Origin of the sequence: Microscilla marina ATCC 23134 (assembly GCF_000169175.1) — a bacterium.
In the GTDB taxonomy this organism is placed as follows: Bacteria; Bacteroidota; Bacteroidia; order Cytophagales; family Microscillaceae; genus Microscilla; species Microscilla marina.
In genome coordinates, this window is record NZ_AAWS01000076.1 from 12,518 (window position 1) to 30,821 (window position 18,304).

The 18,304-nt window shown below is 38.7% G+C and carries 11 protein-coding genes and 19 tRNA genes; 6 read left to right on the forward strand and 24 right to left on the reverse strand.

The window, feature by feature from the left end:
* Window positions 1-15: 15 nt before the first annotated feature.
* The 22 genes from M23134_RS35055 to M23134_RS39455 form a co-directional block, all read right to left on the reverse strand.
* Window positions 16-2,247, reverse strand: coding sequence for a SpoIIE family protein phosphatase (locus M23134_RS35055; RefSeq protein ID WP_045114962.1), 2,232 nt, complete (start codon window positions 2,245-2,247; stop codon window positions 16-18).
* 163 nt (window positions 2,248-2,410) lie between these two features.
* A complete protein-coding gene (locus tag M23134_RS35060; protein WP_002705201.1) occupies window positions 2,411-4,630 on the reverse strand; it encodes a SpoIIE family protein phosphatase in 2,220 nt (739 codons plus the stop codon).
* A 331-nt stretch (window positions 4,631-4,961) separates the two neighbouring features.
* A tRNA-Ser gene (locus M23134_RS41585) sits at window positions 4,962-5,048 on the reverse strand.
* A 13-nt stretch (window positions 5,049-5,061) separates the two neighbouring features.
* Window positions 5,062-5,145: transfer RNA gene (locus M23134_RS35065), tRNA-Tyr, on the reverse strand.
* An 8-nt stretch (window positions 5,146-5,153) separates the two neighbouring features.
* Window positions 5,154-5,238: transfer RNA gene (locus M23134_RS35070), tRNA-Ser, on the reverse strand.
* Between the two features lie 6 nt (window positions 5,239-5,244).
* Window positions 5,245-5,318 (reverse strand) — tRNA-Phe (locus tag M23134_RS35075).
* A 6-nt stretch (window positions 5,319-5,324) separates the two neighbouring features.
* Window positions 5,325-5,397, reverse strand: a tRNA-Gln gene (locus M23134_RS35080).
* A gap of 9 nt (window positions 5,398-5,406) precedes the next feature.
* Window positions 5,407-5,480, reverse strand: a tRNA-Phe gene (locus M23134_RS35085).
* 6 nt (window positions 5,481-5,486) lie between these two features.
* Window positions 5,487-5,573, reverse strand: a tRNA-Ser gene (locus M23134_RS41590).
* A 13-nt stretch (window positions 5,574-5,586) separates the two neighbouring features.
* Window positions 5,587-5,670: transfer RNA gene (locus tag M23134_RS35090), tRNA-Tyr, on the reverse strand.
* A 9-nt stretch (window positions 5,671-5,679) separates the two neighbouring features.
* Window positions 5,680-5,764: transfer RNA gene (locus M23134_RS35095), tRNA-Ser, on the reverse strand.
* Between the two features lie 6 nt (window positions 5,765-5,770).
* Window positions 5,771-5,844: transfer RNA gene (locus M23134_RS35100), tRNA-Phe, on the reverse strand.
* 6 nt (window positions 5,845-5,850) lie between these two features.
* Window positions 5,851-5,923 (reverse strand) — tRNA-Gln (locus tag M23134_RS35105).
* Window positions 5,924-6,248: 325 nt separating this feature from the next.
* Window positions 6,249-6,337: transfer RNA gene (locus M23134_RS41595), tRNA-Ser, on the reverse strand.
* Between the two features lie 7 nt (window positions 6,338-6,344).
* Window positions 6,345-6,426: transfer RNA gene (locus M23134_RS41600), tRNA-Tyr, on the reverse strand.
* 349 nt (window positions 6,427-6,775) lie between these two features.
* Window positions 6,776-6,849, reverse strand: a tRNA-Leu gene (locus tag M23134_RS35110).
* A gap of 13 nt (window positions 6,850-6,862) precedes the next feature.
* Window positions 6,863-6,947, reverse strand: a tRNA-Leu gene (locus tag M23134_RS35115).
* Window positions 6,948-7,040: 93 nt separating this feature from the next.
* Window positions 7,041-7,114: transfer RNA gene (locus M23134_RS35120), tRNA-Leu, on the reverse strand.
* A gap of 42 nt (window positions 7,115-7,156) precedes the next feature.
* Window positions 7,157-7,240 (reverse strand) — tRNA-Leu (locus tag M23134_RS35125).
* 13 nt (window positions 7,241-7,253) lie between these two features.
* Window positions 7,254-7,336: transfer RNA gene (locus M23134_RS35130), tRNA-Leu, on the reverse strand.
* Between the two features lie 101 nt (window positions 7,337-7,437).
* A tRNA-Cys gene (locus M23134_RS35135) sits at window positions 7,438-7,515 on the reverse strand.
* 450 nt (window positions 7,516-7,965) lie between these two features.
* Window positions 7,966-10,083 (reverse strand): sensor histidine kinase, encoded by a 2,118-nt coding sequence (locus M23134_RS39455; RefSeq protein WP_198145135.1) that lies wholly within the window; start codon window positions 10,081-10,083, stop codon window positions 7,966-7,968.
* A 518-nt stretch (window positions 10,084-10,601) separates the two neighbouring features.
* On the opposite strand from M23134_RS39455, the gene M23134_RS35145 reads away from it, so the two are divergent.
* Window positions 10,602-12,713, forward strand: coding sequence for a 7TM diverse intracellular signaling domain-containing protein (locus tag M23134_RS35145; protein WP_198145136.1), 2,112 nt, complete (start codon window positions 10,602-10,604; stop codon window positions 12,711-12,713).
* 37 nt (window positions 12,714-12,750) lie between these two features.
* On the opposite strand, the gene M23134_RS35150 is transcribed toward M23134_RS35145, so the two are convergent.
* The gene (locus M23134_RS35150) at window positions 12,751-13,233 is read right to left on the reverse strand and encodes a GNAT family N-acetyltransferase (protein ID WP_002705214.1); all 483 of its coding nucleotides are present in this window, start codon (window positions 13,231-13,233) and stop codon (window positions 12,751-12,753) included.
* Between the two features lie 354 nt (window positions 13,234-13,587).
* Here M23134_RS35150 and M23134_RS35155 point away from each other — a divergent pair, with 354 nt between their 5' ends.
* The 4 genes from M23134_RS35155 to M23134_RS35170 all read left to right on the forward strand — a co-directional run bounded on the left by M23134_RS35155 (window position 13,588) and on the right by M23134_RS35170 (window position 16,287).
* Complete coding sequence (locus M23134_RS35155; protein WP_232296864.1) at window positions 13,588-14,073, forward strand: SgcJ/EcaC family oxidoreductase; 486 nt, start codon at window positions 13,588-13,590, stop codon at window positions 14,071-14,073.
* A gap of 154 nt (window positions 14,074-14,227) precedes the next feature.
* On the forward strand, window positions 14,228-15,247 hold the full coding sequence (locus M23134_RS35160; RefSeq protein WP_157558807.1) for a hypothetical protein: 1,020 nt from the start codon (window positions 14,228-14,230) through the stop codon (window positions 15,245-15,247).
* 103 nt (window positions 15,248-15,350) lie between these two features.
* On the forward strand, window positions 15,351-15,704 hold the full coding sequence (locus M23134_RS35165) for an RDD family protein (RefSeq protein WP_002705222.1): 354 nt from the start codon (window positions 15,351-15,353) through the stop codon (window positions 15,702-15,704).
* Window positions 15,697-16,287, forward strand: a complete 591-nt coding sequence (locus M23134_RS35170) for an RDD family protein (protein WP_045114964.1) — start codon at window positions 15,697-15,699, stop codon at window positions 16,285-16,287. Before M23134_RS35165 ends, M23134_RS35170 begins: the two co-directional genes overlap by 8 nt.
* Before the next feature lie 61 nt (window positions 16,288-16,348).
* On the opposite strand, the gene M23134_RS35175 is transcribed toward M23134_RS35170, so the two are convergent.
* The gene (locus M23134_RS35175) at window positions 16,349-16,789 is read right to left on the reverse strand and encodes a hypothetical protein (RefSeq protein WP_002705227.1); all 441 of its coding nucleotides are present in this window, start codon (window positions 16,787-16,789) and stop codon (window positions 16,349-16,351) included.
* Window positions 16,790-16,962: 173 nt separating this feature from the next.
* Here M23134_RS35175 and M23134_RS35180 point away from each other — a divergent pair, with 173 nt between their 5' ends.
* Window positions 16,963-18,114, forward strand: coding sequence for a protein kinase domain-containing protein (locus M23134_RS35180; RefSeq protein WP_082226773.1), 1,152 nt, complete (start codon window positions 16,963-16,965; stop codon window positions 18,112-18,114).
* Window positions 18,115-18,304 lie beyond the last annotated feature (190 nt).

Sequence of the window (18,304 nt, forward strand, 5' to 3'; positions counted from 1 at the left end):
TGTAGGGTATATATATTATGACAGCTTTACACCTATCAGCATAATATCATCGCGTTGTTCTGTACCCTTCATGTGGGCATCTAGAGTTTTATTCAATATTTGTTTTTGCTCTGGCATTGACTGGGCTGATATTTTTTCTAACAATAACTTTAGGTTTCTAACCGCAAAAGCTTTACGTTTCTGATTGTTTTGATCGGCATAGCCATCTGACCCTAAGTATAAAATACTGCCTTTATCAAGCAATAGTTCTGTTTGGGTAAACGATGGCCTGTCTTTACGCTCACGTCCTCCTATAGACATTCGGGTACCTCTTATTTCCTGTAGTGTACTTTCGCCATTTTTTATATAGTACAAGGGGCGTTTTGCTCCTGCAAATTGTACCTTTACCTGACCTTGAGGGGTATCCTTCATCACTACCAGACACACATCCATTCCGTTGGCATAGCCTAACTCTTGTTGTCTGAGCAATATTCTAATTTCGCTTTGCGCCTTTTTTAAAATCTCACTGGCTTCTGTAATCCCCCATACGCGCACAATTTTATCAAACAATGTGTTGGATATAAGCGACATAAAAGCTCCTGGAACTCCGTGTCCGGTACAATCAGCGGCAATTAAGATAGTTTTATGCTCTATTTTGTTAAGCCAGTAAAAATCACCTGATACAATGTCTTTGGGGCGATAAAAAATAAAATAGTCTTTAAGAAGGCTGTTAAGCTTAGATTCATAAGGTAGAATTGCTTCTTGGATGAGTTGGGCAGAGTTGATGCTTTGGTTGATCATGAGATTTTTGCGCGATAATTCTTTATTTTGGTTTTCCACAAACTCCTGTTGGGCTAAAATCTCTTCTTGTTGTTGAAACAACTCCTCGTTTTGAGTCATAATTTCGTTTTGCTGCTCCTTGAGCAAGCTATTTTTCTTTTTTCGTATTTGAGCACTTCTGTAAAGTACTATGGCAAGTACCAGTACTAAAAACAACCCTATACCTACTGCAATGTTAAAAAGGTTTTGACGTTGGATAGTGGCTTCTTTAAGGTCATTTTCTTTGGTAAGGAGCAGTACCTCTTTTTGCTTTTTATCTAAATTATAAGCCGATTGTATTTGATTGACTTTACTGCGTAACCTGCGACGGTTGAGGGTATCGCGCATAATACCAGCCAGGGTTCGATACTCATAGGCTTGTTCAAACTTCTTTTTTGCTGCGTTTAACTTTGCCAGGCCTCGGTAAGCCCTCAGCAAACCAGGGTAAAAAATGTCTTTTTTACCTACATCTCTGTAATAATCTACCTTACTGTGCACCACACTGCTATCATAGTAAGCCTGTGAGAGATTGTATTTTTTTTTGGCAAAATATACGTCGCCTATACTGGTATATACCAATACTACACTGCTTCTTTCCTTGTGTTTTTTACTTAGATGTAAGTCTACCTTCAAATACTTTAAGGCTTTGTCATACTCTTTTTTTACTTCGTATATTTGAGCAAAGTTACCACTTAAAATTCCGATCCAGGCAGAGTCTTTTTTCTCTACAGATATTTCCATTGCCTTGCTGAGCTCTTTTTCTGCTTCGTTGTATTTTTTTTCTCCAATGTGCATCATGGCTATTGCCGTGTGCGAGTCGATAATATTACGGTGGTGTAGAGAGTCGCCCCCCAGCTTAATTACCTCCCGGAAAGTTTTAATTTTAATGTCCAGCCCTAAGTCACTGCCATATTGCATGATTCCCGCCTGATATAATGACCTGGCTGCTGCTGTATTTTTTTTAATTTCTAGAAATAGGTCGTGCGCTTTGAGAAAACTTTTGATAGCGTCATCGTTTTTAAAGTCACTTTGTAAATGTGCCAATTCATGGTACAAATAGCCTTGTATGTCTTTTCTTTGTCGTTTGCCTGCCTTGGCAATTGCCTGCTTCATTAACTCAAAGGCTTTTATAGAGTTTTTGCCTCCAAAAGCATAAGCATAAGCGAGTGATGCATTACTCACTGCTTGTAATTCAGTTGAGGTGTATTTTTTGGTGAGTTGAGCAATGTCTTTTGCGTTGGAAAAGGCTACAGCAGAGTCTTCTTTTTTTTGAACATCTTTCAATTTTGCCAATAGGTCGCCAAGTGATGTTTTAGGGGCTTTTGTAGGTGTTGGCTTTTTTGCAAAATCTTCTATGCGTTGTATGATGTTGTCAGGGGGTGATTTTTGAGCAAAAACAGCAAGGGAGATTGTGAATAAAAAAAAGATACATGTTGTTACTTTTTTCATAGACATTTACAGGGGTGATTTAGTAAATAGTTAACTTAACAAACTGCTGTATATCAATATTTTAAGTTTATATAGCTAGAGGCATAAATCAGACCATTTACACAAAGGTTGGGTTAAAATGTATATGCTATAATAATAAAAAATGTTGCCATAAACAAGCACCTTATCCTAGTTTTACTCCTATCAGCATAATGTCGTCACGTTGGTCTGTACCTCGCATGTGGGTTTGCAATTTTGCCTCAAGTATTTCTTTTTGCTTTGTCATAGAATGGTCTTTGACACTCTCCAGGGTTGTTTTCAGTTGGTTGGTTGTATAGGGCCTCCTGTTTATATTGTTTTGGTCGGCGTAGCCATCAGAGCTAAGGTACAGCAAACTACCCGTTTTAAGTATGAGTTGTTGACTACTAAACTTTACTTGGTTACGTCGTTCCCTACCCCCAATAGACATGCGATCACCACGCAACTCTTCTATTGTTGGGCATCCGTGTTTTATTACATACAAAGGACGTCTGGCACCCGTAAACTGTATTTTAACATTATCTTTGAGGCTTTCTAATACCACCAGACAAACATCCATCCCATTGGCATAACCCAACTCTTGTTGCCTGAGTAAATCCCGTATTTCGTTTTGAGCTTTTTCTAGTATTTCTGCCGAGTCGGTAATATGGCAGGTGCGAATAATTTTGTCAAATAAGGTGTGGCAAATTAACGACATAAAGGCGCCTGGTATGCCATGTCCGGTACAATCAGCGGCTATTAAAATAGTCTTGTCTTTTACTTTGTTTATCCAATAAAAATCGCCTGATACTACATCTTTTGGGCGGTATATCACAAAGTAGTCGGACAATAAATTACGCAGCTTTTGTTGGTAAGGCAAAATTGCTTTTTGAATATGTAACGCCGAGTTAATGCTACTTTTAATTTGTTGATTTTTGAAGGAAAGCTCTTGGTTTTGGCTGGTAACAAAGCTTTGTTGAGCAAGTATCTCTTCTCTTTGTTGTACCAGTTCTTCGTTTTGAGTGACAATTTCATCCTGCTGCTGCCTAAGTATCTTATTATTTTTTTTTCTTTCCTTGTTGCTGATGTACAATACTATAGCAAGCACCAAGGTAAAAAACAATACTATGCCTATTGCGATGTTAATTAGGTTTTGTCGCTGGATGGTAGCCTCTTTTAGGTCGTTTTTCTTAGTAAGCAGCAACACCTCCTTTTGTTTTTTTTCTATATTATAGGCGGCTTGCACTTGATTTACTTTGCTTTGTAGTTTTCTTTGAGTAATGGTATCGCTTAGTTTAGCCGCAAGGTCTCGGTATCTGTAGGCTTGTTTATAACTATGTTGAGCAGCAAATAAGCGCGCTAATCCATAGTAGCTCATTTGTAAGGGCTCTTGTAGCACACTAGACTTTTTGTGGGTAAAGCGATTGTGAATACTCTCTACTCTGGCGCTGTCGTAGTAAGCTTTTGCTTTGGTGTACTTTTGTAATATCCGGTAAATATCACCAAAACTAATGTATACATAGGCCAAACTCAGGCGTTCTTTGTTTTTTTTACTGAGACTTAGGTCTGTCTTAAGGTATTTTAGGGCTTTATAATATTCTTTGTTTTCGCGATAGAGCAGCGAAAAGTTTCCACTTAGAATGCCAATCCAGGCCGAATCTTTTTTGGCTTCAGAGATTTTGAGTGCAATCTGAAGCTCCTTTTCAGCCTTTTTATACTTTTGTTGCCTAAAATACAACATTCCAATGGCATTGTATGAGTTGATGAGCATACGGTGAGGTAAACTATCCTGGCAGTATTTTTCTTGTTTGATTACCTCCCGAAAACTTTCTATTTTTTTGTTTATAGGTACATCAGAGCCATACTGAGTAGTTGCTACGCTGTAAAGTGATTTTACTGCCTTTGCCTTTTGCCCAAGTGCAAGAAAAAGTTCGTAAGAGGCAAAAAAACTGTTAATTGAGTTTCCGTCATTGGCAGCATTTTGCAAATGCCCAAAATCGCGGTAGAGCTCTGCTAATACCGTTTTTGTAGATTTTGTTTGAGCCAATGCGATGGCTTCTTGCATCTTTTCTATGGCCAGTGTACGATTTTGAGTAGCATCATACAAGTAGGCCATCAATGCTGGAGACATGACGCGAAATATGGGGCGAGGGTGCTGTTGTAGAAGTGAAGCCACTTTGTTACCTATTTTTAATATACTGGCAGAGTCTAAACCTCTGATCGTTCTTTCTATAACTCTTATAAATTGGTAATGGTGGTTTTTAGGTGTGTTAAGTTGCTTTGTTAAACTGTCTATTCGTTGGAGCGTAATCTGTGGAGGGGTTTGTGCCCAAAGGGAGTGGGTGTTTATGATGAGTACTACAAGGTATTTCCAGATTTTTTGCATTTACTTTCCCTTATTTTAAAACTAAGAGCTTGTTTAAAATTAGTCAAAAGGATGAGTCCTCCAAAGTTGATTCGGAAGATTTATAAATTAGCTAAAGCTCGTTGTAACGCATCTGAACACAATATTCACCAGGAATCATGCTAAACAAGCTCAAATGCAGTTTTACTAAAAACGGATAAAAGTAGAAGAAAGATATATTGTTGATAGTTAAGTTAAACTACGTAATAATTACACGAAAAAACATATATATTATAAATATTTTCTGATTTTTAAGGGTGGTTTTTTGCTAGTGAAGCACAGTTTTTAAAAAGTAAAACTTTTTTATAAAAAGCGGAGACAGAGGGATTCGAACCCCCAATACCTTGTGATGGTATTACTTGTTTTCAAGACAAGCTCCTGATCCAACCGGGTTATCTCCGTAACAAAAAAAGTGACACAGGCAGGACTTGAACCTGCAAGCTTATCATAAGACCTGATTTACAGTCAGGCGAGCCAACCAATTGCTCAACTGTGTCAAAAAAAGCAGAGAGTGAGGGATTCGAACCCCCGCGTCAAACCTGACCTAACAAGGTAGCAACCTGTCCCCTTCACCACTTGGGTAACTCTCTGTATATTGGTGCGAATGGAAGGACTCGAACCTTCATCTTCAGGGCTTCAACCTGACACTTTACCTTTAAGTCACATCCGCAAAAAAACGACCTGAAAGGACTTGAACCTTTATCACCTGAGTCAAAGTCAAGTATCCTAACCAATTGGACGACAGGTCGTTGAGATTGTGTGAACGACGGGAGTTGAACCAAACGTATCTCCTGGTTTTCAAGCAGGCGCTTTGCCGTTAAGCTACATTCACAAAAAGCGGAGACAGAGGGATTCGAACCCCCAATACCTTGTGATGGTATTACTTGTTTTCAAGACAAGCTCCTGATCCAACCGGGTTATCTCCGTAACAAAAAAAGTGACACAGGCAGGACTCGAACCTGCAAGCTTATCATAAGACCTGATTTACAGTCAGGCGAGCCAACCAATTGCTCAACTGTGTCAAAAAAAAGCAGAGAGTGAGGGATTCGAACCCCCGCGTCAAACCTGACCTAACAAGGTAGCAACCTGTCCCCTTCACCACTTGGGTAACTCTCTGTATATTGGTGCGAATGGAAGGACTCGAACCTTCATCTTCAGGGCTTCAACCTGACACTTTACCTTTAAGTCACATCCGCAAAAAAACGACCTGAAAGGACTTGAACCTTTATCACCTGAGTCAAAGTCAGGTATCCTAACCAATTGGACGACAGGTCGTTGAGATTGTGTGAACGACGGGAGTTGAACCAAACGTATCTCCTGGTTTTCAAGCAGGCGCTTTGCCGTTAAGTAACGTGTTCGCCCCGTAAACGGGATTTCGGGCGTAGCCCTCAACAATAACTGTCCGATTTAGAATAAATCCGCTTCACTGCCTTTCGTTATTTTTATTGCCCGTAGCGCTGCTACGAGCGCAAAAACCGATGGCTAAAGCTTCGCTTTGCCGAGCTCTGCCAAAGGCTAAATGCCTCAGTCAGTTGTGCGTATTTGCCCTAAAAACCAGAAACTTATTTTGAGCACGTTACTAAGCTACATTCACAAAAAGCGGAGACAGAGGGATTCGAACCCCCAATACCCCATAATAGGAGTACAACTGGTTTCCAACCAGCTCCCTCATCCAACCGGATTATCTCCAAAAAAGTGGAGGTGGTAGGATTCGAACCTACTCAGCCTAAGCAGTGCTTTTACAGAGCAGCCCAACTCTCCAGCGTTGGCGCACCTCCAAACAAATAGTAGAGAGCAATGGGCTCGAACCATCTTCCACTATGTAGAATCAACTGTTTAGCAAACAATGGAAGCCACCTGACTTCTTTACTCTCTATATTTGGTTACCCTCATAAGCGTAGAATGCCTCTGCGGGGCAATCAAAAAAGCCTCTTAGATTTTACATCCAAGAGGCTTAGTGCGTGTTTGACTTACACATCAGTATGTGCGTGTTTTAATACGTACATACTCCTCCTGGATCGTTACTACTAAATGAATAATAACTAAACTGTTGTGATGATTGATAAAATGATATGTAAGAGTGTTGTTTCATGTTGTCTTAAAATGTATTTGTTTAAAATAAACTTGTACCCATGGAAGGACTCGAACCTTCACTGACCTGATTTTGAATCAAGCGCCTCTGCCTATTGGGCTACACGGGCATTTTTCAATATTTGGTACCAATGGAGGGATTCGAACCCCCAAGCCCTAGGGCTACGGTTTCTAAGACCGCTGCGTAAACCAGTTCCGCCACATTGGTATTTTGTGTTGATATATATAAAGGGTTTGTAACCAACAAACCATGCAAACCCTTTGTGCTCACAGGCATGCCCGCTTAGCACTTCCAACTCAGTACCCATGAAAGGACTCGAACCTTCACTACCCTGATCCTAAATCAAGTGCCTCTGCCTATTGGGCTACACGGGTATTTATTGCTCCAAGCCTTAAAACAGAATGAAGCGTATTGAGTAGTAACGGAGGGATTCGAACCCTCATGCCGATTTTAGCAACAGATTTTAAGTCTGTCATGTATACCAGTTCCATCACGTTACCATTGTACTTATAGTGCCGATGGAGGGATTCGAACCCCCAATGCCAAAAGGCGACAGAGTCTGAGACTGCCGTGTCTGCCAATTCCACCACATCGGCTTTGTTTTAAATTGTACTATTTTAATATATGAGTACAGCTTTCCTGTTTTGTTTTAGTACTACAATTGAGTAGCTAAAACAATTATTTAGTGTTTGTTTTGAGGTGCGAGTGGGATTCGAACCCACGACGATAAACAAGTTTTGCAGACCTGTGCTTTCAACCGCTCAGCCATCGCACCTGGTAATAGTTTAAACTATACCTTAGATATATTATAACTGTAACTAAGGGAGTGTTTTACTGTTAAACATTTGATTAATAGCTATATAGCTCATTTTTAGTGATTTTGTAAAGCATAAAAAAAGCCCCTGATTTTGTCAGGGGCTTCGGTATATTATTGAATATTGCTTTTCAATCATTCCCAAAGAAATCCCCTGCTATTTCCTAAAAAGAAATAACTCAGTGATTGTAAGAGTGAGAGTTGGCAATATGTCGTTGTCATTGTTTTCATTATGTTACAAATGTACGGTGGAGTTTTTTAACTTCCAAGTGATTTTGTATTTTTTTTATAAAACTTCTTTTTAGGAAGAATATGTAGTTTGTTACGGAACTCAAGAGAAAAGGTTTCGTAGAGGACTATTTTTATGCAATAAGCCAGTTGGATTGGTTTCATGAGTGGTCAAACTTGACTTTATATATTGAGGGGACGTTTGGGTAGGGTAAATATAAAACTGCTGCCTTCCCCTAAGGTACTTTCTACCCATATCTTGCCGTGGTTTTTTTCTACAAACTCCTGACAAAGCATTAAACCCAAACCTGTTCCTTTTTCCTGGGCGGTACCAGGCGTACTAAAATGAGCTGCCTGGTCAAATATCAGTGGAATGTTGTCAGCAGCAATGCCTACTCCAGTGTCATTGATCGATACCTTGAGGTAGTCTTGGTCGTTACTACACACTTTTACTGTGATACTTCCACCATAAGGAGTAAACTTTACAGCGTTGGCTATCAGGTTTCTTATAATCAATGCCACCATGTTGGCGTCAGCCCAGGCATAAGCATCTTCTTGAACTACATTATGCAGTTTTAGTTTTTTACTGTTAGATGTATCAAACAAGTGTAGGGTGTTTTCTGCCAATTGGAACAAGTTCACTTTAGTATAATTTACGTTGATTCCTTGCATTTGTAACTTTGACCAATACAATAAGTTATCTAGCAGGTTTTGGGTGATCTGTACTTGGTTGTTGAGCTTGTTTGACAATGATTTTACCTCTTGCGATGATAGGTCGTCAGAGTTCATAAGGTGTAATACTCCTTGAATAGAATTAATAGGGCTGCGTAAATCGTGTGAAATGATAGAAAACAACTTGGCTTTGATGCTATTAAGCGCTTCCAGTCGGTCTTTTTGGGTCACCAGTACTTTATTTTGTGCCTCTAGTCGGGTGTTTTTACTTGCCACCTCCTTGGTACGTTTTTCTACCTTGTTTTCCAGTTCTGTATTTATCTGTCTTGCAATCTCTTGGTGGGTTTGTAGCTCTGCAATAAGAATTTTTTGATGATAACGTTTTTGTATTTCGTTGTGGCGAAAGCGTACTCCTAAGCCTATGGCATAAGAAAACAACTGCAGACATATCCCTATTTGAATAAAGTGTGGTTGTACTGGAGACGAGGTGTCTTGAATAAACCACCCTATGGTAATGCCTGTGCCCATCATAAAAAATAGCATGCCTGCTACAAAAAAGTTGGTAAATCGAGTTCTGTGTTTGTAAAGCTGACCTAATACAAGGATAGTAAGTAGAATGTCTGTCAACACACTGCTGATAATGAGCCAGTTGGTACGGGTAAGGTTAAATGATACCAACATAGTAATACACCCCGCAGGCAATAATATCAGGCGGGCTTTTATCCACCATACAAGTATTTGATCCCACCAAGGGGTAAATGTTTGGGTGAGTAAAAACTTACGAAATAACTGAAGGTATATAATCATCGTGAGTTGAGCCGAAAAATACCAGGCAAACTCATTGAGTATAGGGGCTTTGCTGAAAATATTTTCTATCAATAACCCTGAAATAGCGAGAAAATAGATGGCGATGCCTATAATATATCCAGAGTAATAAAGGTAGAGCTTGTCTTTCATTACAAAGTATACAAAGGTGTAATAAATGGCCAGTAGCCATAAAAAACCTTGAAAAAAACCTTGGATAAGGTTGCGGTGGGCAATGTGTTGGTGCCAGTGATAATAGCTATAAAGTTTGGGGGCTATTTTAGGCATACGAGCGTCTATACTGTGTATTTTTATATAACAGATGCGAGTAGCTCCTTTAGGCAAAAATATACCAAACTGACTATGTCTTCCTTCTTTGATTTGTTTTTGGTTTTGGGTAACAAATTTACCGCTGTATTGAGGTTGCCATTGGTTGTTTTTCTTTCTTGGGCTTGATACATACAATGTGGCTCTGTTGGTATAGCCAACATGTAATATCCATTCTGTATCTCTGGGCAAGTTATTGTGTAATGAAATCCTAAGCCAATAGACACTACGGGCGTTGGTAGGAGGAGCACTGGATAAGGCTTTAAATTTTGTTTGAAAATCTACATTGCTTGTTTGTTCAATAGTGAAAAGGTTCAGTGAATCTTCCAATATTTGTGTAGTGCTATCAAGTAAATAGCTTTGTTTAAACTGATCAATTTTGAATAATAAAGGAACAGCTTGGGCTTGAGTGAGCTGGGGCAAACCAAAGCTTACCAAAAACACCCATACACAGGCTATCCTTTGAGCTATAAAAAATGTATTTGTTATTGTGGGCAATGTCTTGAAAAGGTTTTTTAGGTGAAGTAGTACCAACATTGTTTGGTGACCGCTTCACCCAATATTTACACTAATCTATACAATATATAATTCATGAAACGGTAAACTGTGGGTTTGTGTGAAGTAAAAAAAGCAATGGCATGTAATGTTTTGGTTAAAAGCAGGCTACTAACCAGTGAAAACATCAAAAGTATAGTTGAATGTTTGTATTAGGGTAAAATACCGCAGTGGTTCTTTAGAAATAGAGCCAAATATTTTTGAAATTTGACCAATATTTGAAAGTGCAGATAAACTTTATTTACTTCGTAATATTTTTTAAGTAATATTGTCTAAAAACTACAGGCAATATTGTTTAGATACCCGTATATGATAATTTACAACAGGCATATTCATAAAGAGGGAACATTCAATTCATATCAGCACAAAAATTGTGATTAATTCAAAAAAGTTTTAAAACCGTTGGCATGTGTTTAAGAAACTGTTTGTTTTTTATTTTGTTTGCTTTCCTCTGTAACACTTTGATACAGTTTACCGCCATTGCTCAAGGCAACAGGCAGGTAGTATTGAAAGATAATGTACACTCTTACTCTATAGGAACCCAAACCTTTATTTTTAAAACTACTGATGCTACTATTGATATCAATCAAGTAGCCAGTGGTAAGTTTGATCAACATTTTACTTTATCTCATCACCAAAATATTATCAAAGGGCATTCTGACGCTTATTTTTGGGTAATGATCGAGATAAAAAACCTGTCTAAAAGCCCTGATTGGTTGTTAGAGTATGCTTATCCAACCCTTGACTATATTGATTTTTACTCGTTTGACCAACAAACTAAAAAATGGAAAGTGATTAATACAGGAGATCGAAGAGCTTTTGACTCGCGTCCTATATTTAATCGCAACTTTGTGTTTCCACTTGATTTTAGTAAAGTCAAAAAACAACGAGTTTATTTAAGGGTATGGGGAACAGGTACTATTCAGATTCCTCTTAAAATACACGCGAGGTCTCAGTTTTACAAAGAGTCGTCCTGGTCAGATGTTGTATACGGCTTGCTCTATGGAGTTTTAATTTTGATTTTAGCGCACAGCTTCTTCCTATATATCTCTCTCAATGATTTAAGCTATTTATTTTATATCATGTTTGTGATAGGGTCACTATTATTTTACCCTTCCGACAGCGGACATACCTATCAGTATATATGGCCAAACAGTACTTATTGGGCAAATCAGGTAATTCCGTTTGGTATGGCAGTGATGACTACAGGGTCTGTGCTATTTGCCATATTTTTTCTCAATATCAGAGAATATTCCCGCGGGTTATACAAAGCAATGCAAGCAACCATTGTATTAGGGGTAGTGTTGATGATATTGGTGTTTGTTTTGCCTTTCCGTACTTCTATTGAGTTCATTGGGTACACTATTTTGCTAAACTCTATTTTATTGATCTCGTCAGGGGTAGTAGCTTGGCGCAAAGGTAACTTGTCTTCACGTTATTTTACTATAGCCTGGATAGTGTACACGTTTGGTATCTTGCTGCATGCTTTCAAAGACTTTGGACTGTTGCCCGAAAGTTCGGTCGTTTGGCACTCTACCGAAGTATCAGCAGTAATAGAAATTGTATTGCTCTCGATGGCATTGGGTGACAAATACAATATTTTTAAAGCTGAACGCGAAAAGTTGTCAGCAGAAATGCTACAAATGAAAGAGAAAGAAAACGAAAAGTTAGACAGAAAAGTAAAAGAACGCACTGCAAAGTTAGTAGAAACCAACGAAGAGCTTAACCAAACCATAGAGGAACTGGACTTGACCAATGAACAACTCAACAAAATGAATATTGAGTTGGAAAAGAAAAACTCAGACATTACCGAAAGTATCAATTATGCCAAACGTATTCAATCGGCAATGCTACCCCACGATACTTATGTGACTCAAGATTTTCCCAAGCACTTTATATTTTTTCGCCCCCGCGACATAGTAAGTGGAGACTTTTACTGGTTTGGCAAAAAACACTTCAAAGGCGAAGATTATCAGGTGTTGATGGTGGCCGATTGTACCGGACATGGAGTGCCTGGAGCATTTATGACTATTTTGGCGAGCAGTATTATTCATGAGATTATCAAGTATAAAGATTACGTAAGCCCTAAAGATATTTTGTATACTTTAGACGGGAAGCTCAACGAAACCCTACAGTCGCAAAGTGGTTCAAAAGTAAACGATGGAATGGATATGGCCATTCTGGTAATCAATGAAAGAGATAAGTCACTACAGTTTGCGGGTGCCAAAACTCCACTATATTATGTAAGAGATGGAGAGTTTCATCAGGTAAAAGGATCTATTTTTCCTATTGGAGGTTCGCATCAATATAAAACCGCTAAGCAGTTTGAAGATTTTGATTTGCAACTTCAGCCTGGTGATACTTTATACTTGTCTTCAGACGGTTTTCAAGACCAGTTTAGCAAAGAAATGGGTGGGAAGTTCCTTAAGAAAAACTTCCGTAATTTATTGCTAAAAATAAGCCCGTTAACGGTGGAAGAACAAGAGGAAAACTTACAAATAGAGCTAGACAATTGGAAAGGGGGCATTCGCCAAACTGATGATATATTGGTAGTAGGGCTTAAAATTGACTGAGGCACTCAACTTTAGTTTTAGCCTGACGCTTGTTTGTTTAAAGTGCTTGCCACATGATATAAGCGTTGGTAAGCCCGTCTGTTTGATGTTGGAAGGCTTTCGGAATCTCTCCTATAATTTGAAACCCCAACTTTTGCCACAACTTTACTGCTCGCTCATTGCTTTTTACTACTAAATTAAACTGCATTGCTTTATACCCTAGTTTTTTTGCTTCCTCTAACGAAAACTTGCCCATAGCAGTTCCCAAACCCTTACCTGTCATGCCAGGCAAGGTCATATAGCCAGCATTGGCCACGTGTGCTCCCAAATCCGGAAAATTATCGGCAATCACAAAAGTACCCGCAACCTTTTCATCTACTACTGCCACGTAAGTATGTTTATTGGGCGCGCACCAATAATTGAGCATTTTTTCTTTATGAGAGTTGGGGGCAAAAACATAGGTATCGCCTTTGGCTATTACCTGGCGTATGATATCCCATACGGCATCATGGTCTTCTTGAGTAGCTTTTCTGATGAGCATATTAAAACATTTTAAGAATATAAAAACTTCTAACTATCAAAATTGTAAATGATTGAAAGTAAACATTTTACAAACTTGATAGCTATATCTGGAACAGGGTGTACCTAGCACCTAGAGCCTAGTCGCTAGAACCTTGTCAAGGCTTCTAAGCAATAAACAATTAGCTACAAATAGAGATCGCTCGCTCATAGTAGACTAATTATGCTTAACTTGTTTGGTCAGTTTAATGATGACTCAGTGCTTAATATTAAAAAAAATAAAGATTAGAACCTATTTTAGCAGGCTTGCTGAGTTTTTTTGCGGCTATGTGACTTATAAAAAAAGCCGTGATGATTTCTTAAAGATAAACACAAGATGAATACTAATACTATGTTTCAACAAACCTATACCTCTAACCCTGAAGACATTGTGGTTTTATTTGTGCAAGCATTTAACGATCGTGATGCAGTGGCGCTTGCCAATTTGTTTGTCGAAGATGCCGAGTTTGTAAATGTAGTAGGGCTTTGGTGGCACAACCGTCAAGCTATTTGGAAAGCCCACGACTACGGGTTAAAAACTATTTTTAACCAATCTATTGTAGAGTTGCGAAAAGTAAAAATAAAGCTTGTGACGCCAGAGGTAGCTTTGGTACAAGCACGTATGAAATTGACCGGACAAACTGCCCATGCGGACATTACCCAACCCCAAAGCCGTCAAAATGTAATTAGTTTTGTAGCATATCGTCAATCGTTGGGTTGGGTGGCTGTATCGGCGCATAACACTGACATAATACCTGGCAAAGAAACCAATATTGTAGATGAATCGGGCAATATTACCTCGGTAGACTATCGGGAGCAGTAATCATCTTTGATTTCGCTTTTCTTCCTTGATTAATTGGCGAATTGTTTCTTTATTTACCTGTTAATGCCTTATCAAAATTGAATTATAAGAAACAGGTTGTTATACAGCTATATTTTATGGTTAAAGCTGTTTTGCTATTATTTTTATGGAGTTTATGCATTTTACTATTTGGACAGAAAAAAGACCCGGTAAAGGGGAAGATGCTGTACCTACATTGCTTGTTAACGATGACTATACGCAAGGGGTGTTGGTAGTGTATGATGGTCTGGGGGGAGCTGGAAGTAAACTGTATACTTACCAAGATAACCAAGGCAAAACAGTAGCGCATACCGGGGCTTATCTGGCGTCTCGTTTAGCCAAACAAATTACTGAACATTTTTTTGCTACAATATCTACCGGAGAAGAAGTAGAAAAAGATTTTATTGCAGGGTTGAAAACTGACTTGTTGAAAGGGTTTGCTGATAAAGTGGACCAAATTGACCAAAATCCTTCTAAATTGAGAAGTAAACTAATCAAGCGGTTGCCTACCACACTTGCAGGGCTTTATTATACTTCTGATACCCACCAGCAGTTAAAGGTGACTTCATTTTGGGCGGGCGATTCACGTTGTTACGCACTTACTGCCAATGGGTTGTGCCAATTGTCAAACGATGATTTGAACGGAACACCTGATGCACTTGAGAATCTACTGATGGATGCTACCATTTCTAATTGTATACATGCCGATGGTAAGTATTCAATTAATCAAAGCACTGTTTTGGTCAAAGAACCAGTCATATTAATTACCGCCACTGATGGTTGTTTTGGTTTTGTAAAATCTCCGGCACATTTTGAGTATTTGTTGTTGCAAGCACTTATGAACAGCCAATATGATGCAGAAGCCTGGAAAGAGTGCCTGGAGGAGGCAATGGGAGCAATTGCTGGAGATGACCTGAGTATGAGTGTACTGGCATTGGGCAGGAAAACTTTGGAAGACTGGAAAGTTTATTTTTATGAAAGGTTTAAGTATGTGCAAGCACGGTTTGTGCGTCCTGTAGAAGAAGCCGAAGCCAGTATGCAGTTTTTGCAAAAACAAGAAGGATTTTTGCCCGTAGAAACAGAAAAACTCTATAAGCAAAAACGATTGCTTTTGGAACAGCTTTGGCAAGCATACAAAGAGAATTATTACGGGTAAACGCTTGTCTTGTGGTGGTATAATTACTGAACTTGCTTGAGGTATTAATTTTGAAAGCCAGAGAAGTTCATGAAATATTTGAGAATAGAAAATTTAGGTAACAATGATTAAAAGTGCTTTTAATGTACAATATGTAAACAGACTGCGTAGGTTTTGGGCATTTTTACTGGACTTATTTTTATACATTATCTTTTTTGTGCCAGTAACTATAGCCTTGCTGCTCATTTCTTTTGAACAAAAAACTATTCTATATTTTTGCTTGTACCTGTTGTTTCTAATTGGGTTTTTTCAGGTATACCTTACGTTTCGCCTGGGAGGTTCGATGGGTAAGCTTACTTTAGACATTAAGGTAGTTACTCATGAAAAAGAATATGTGAGCCTGGGGCAGGCATTGATACGTACTTTTCCTTATATAATTGCCAGTATTTATCTCATTGCTTTTCTTCATTATGTGTAGACAACTTACCTGCTGTGCATATCCTACCTCTATTCCTGACGCTTTCCGAACGGTGATATTTTGGGGCAAGCAATACTTTTCTCAGCCCTTGGCAATCATTGTAGGAGGCATTTTATTATTAGACTACTGTCTTGCTTTTGCAGTGCCAGGGCGACAAACTTTACACGACCTTTTGGCGGGTACTTATGCCATTACCAGAGAATCGTTTTATGCAGAGTATAACAACAAAAACCCTTATTTGATGAATATTATAGGGGAAACTGTTTTACTCAAAAACTATCGTTCAAATAGTATCCTGGCAACAAGCTTTCCTCAAAAGGCAGTAGTAAAAGCTTATGTCAAACTAGACAATGATCGGCTGAATATGTTTTTGCTGGAGTTGACAAGGCAGGTAAAGCTGGAGGGGCGCAATATTATGAGCAATCACTTGGTGATACAGCTGCAGGACGAGCACTCCTCTTTGCGTTCGGGGCGTAATCAAGTGGTGTATTTGCTGGCGCCTCCGGCAAACATTGATTTTGAGGCACGCTATGAGCTTACCGAAAACGAATTATTGTTTCTGGACTTTGTGGTGGTAGAATAAAAAAAGCTCCTGGTTTCTCCAAAAGCTCTTTTTTATAATAAAAAATATATTTGTAGTGTTATCAGTTTGCTTTTGCTCCTAATAACTCCTGTTTTAGTTCCTCCGTTTTTCTTGCTACTTCTTCTATCATTGCTTCTACCTCCTGGGCAGTGGCATATTCATAGCGAGTGGCTGCTTCTACTTCCAGGTAATCTTCGTCGGTAATGGTAAGTTTAGAGTAGATCATATAGTAATTTTTCTTGAGCAGCTCTTTAAAGTCAAGCTCTGGGTGATCGTGCAAAGTGCAAACAGTACTGCTTAACATCACCATTTGAGCGGTTTCATTTTGAGACGTTTTGCGGTCAGCGACATAGCCTTTTACACTCTGAAACTTACTTTCATCATCATTAACGGGCACAGTTATGATAACCATATCTTCAGAATACTCAGTATACTGACCATGTAATTCTATGGATAAACTTTCAAGCAACTGCTCGATATTTTTAAGCTTTTTACGATTCATAATTATTAACGTTAAGTGTGTAGATAAATAAGAGTTTGTCTAATTGATTTACAAGAAAATATAGTTTTTAAACATGCTCAAAGCAAATAAAGATTGAAGTCTTTTTGAAATTTTTCGCAAGTAAAGTTAATGTATTTATTTTGTTCAAGGAATGACAATTATCAGGTAGACCAATGAAATTTACTAGGTTTGGTTGTATTTTGTGCCAAATTCAATTTAATAGAATAAAAATGCTCAAAGGTGATAATATTAATGGATATGTTGTAATGCAAAACTTTACTACTGCAGGTGGTGGGTTGAGCAAGTGGACTTTTGCCCAAAAGAGTGGTAAGGTATATTTTTTAAAAGAGTTTTTATCGCCCAAGTATCCCACACCCGATGCGCCAGGGAGCGAAAAGTCGAAACAACGGAAACTGAAAGAGTGCCAAAAGTTTGAAAAGCATCATCAGGGTTTAATCCAGGAGGTAAACGAGAAATGCGGCATAGGAGGGAACCTGGTATTTACGGTCGATTTTTTCAGGCATAAAACCAAGTATTACAAAGTGACCGAAAAGATAGATGTAGCTTCGTTGTCTGTTGCCGAAATAGCTTCATTGCCTTTGGCAAACCGTATACTAATACTGAAAACCATTGCCCATAGCCTCAATGTATTGCACAATGCCCAAATAGTGCATGGTGACCTGAAGCCTGACAACATTTTGATTAAGAGGAGCAAAACCGGGAGCTATACGGCAAAATTGATTGATTTTGATAATAGTTATTTTTCTGAACACCCTCCCGAAATTACCGAAGATGTAGTAGGTGATATGGCGTTTTATTCACCCGAATTGGCTTTATATATCAAAGAAGACCCTGCCGTAACCCCTGGCGACTTGACTACCAAGTCTGATATTTTTGCTTTGGGGCTTTTGTATGCGTTGTATCTCACCGGAAAAATGCCTGAATTTGACCACGAGGCGTATACTTATGCAGGAATAGCTGCTATTGCTGACAAACAAATTGTTTTGACAGCAACCGATTTGCCAGATAAACTCAACAATTTGGTTACCCGCATGCTACAAACCAATTACCATAAGCGCCCTGGTATAGGAGAGGTTTTTAATACACTCAAAACGATGGATTTGGGCAAAGAAACTTTTGAAGCCGATAAAACAGCAAAAAAGACCAGTGGGCTGAGTTTAAAAGGAAATTTATTGGCTAAAAAAGAAACAGGAGGGAAGGAGGCTACTACTCCGTTGCCACGCAAAAAACCAGGTGCTACAGGCGAAAAAACTGTGGGAGGCTTGAGGGGGAAAGGCTTGAGTATTAGGAAGAAAAAAGATTAAATTTCTTAAATTTGAAATTACTCTGTAATTTAAACAATGAACCATTATTATGCGTTGGACTTGCCTTAATTGTGAATCTGTGAATAGCCATGAAGGGAGTATGTGCGAAGTATGCGGCTACGAGCGGTATTTTTCTATTGATGAAGTAAAAGACATTTTGAAAGAAAACGGTGGCTCAGATTTGGTAATT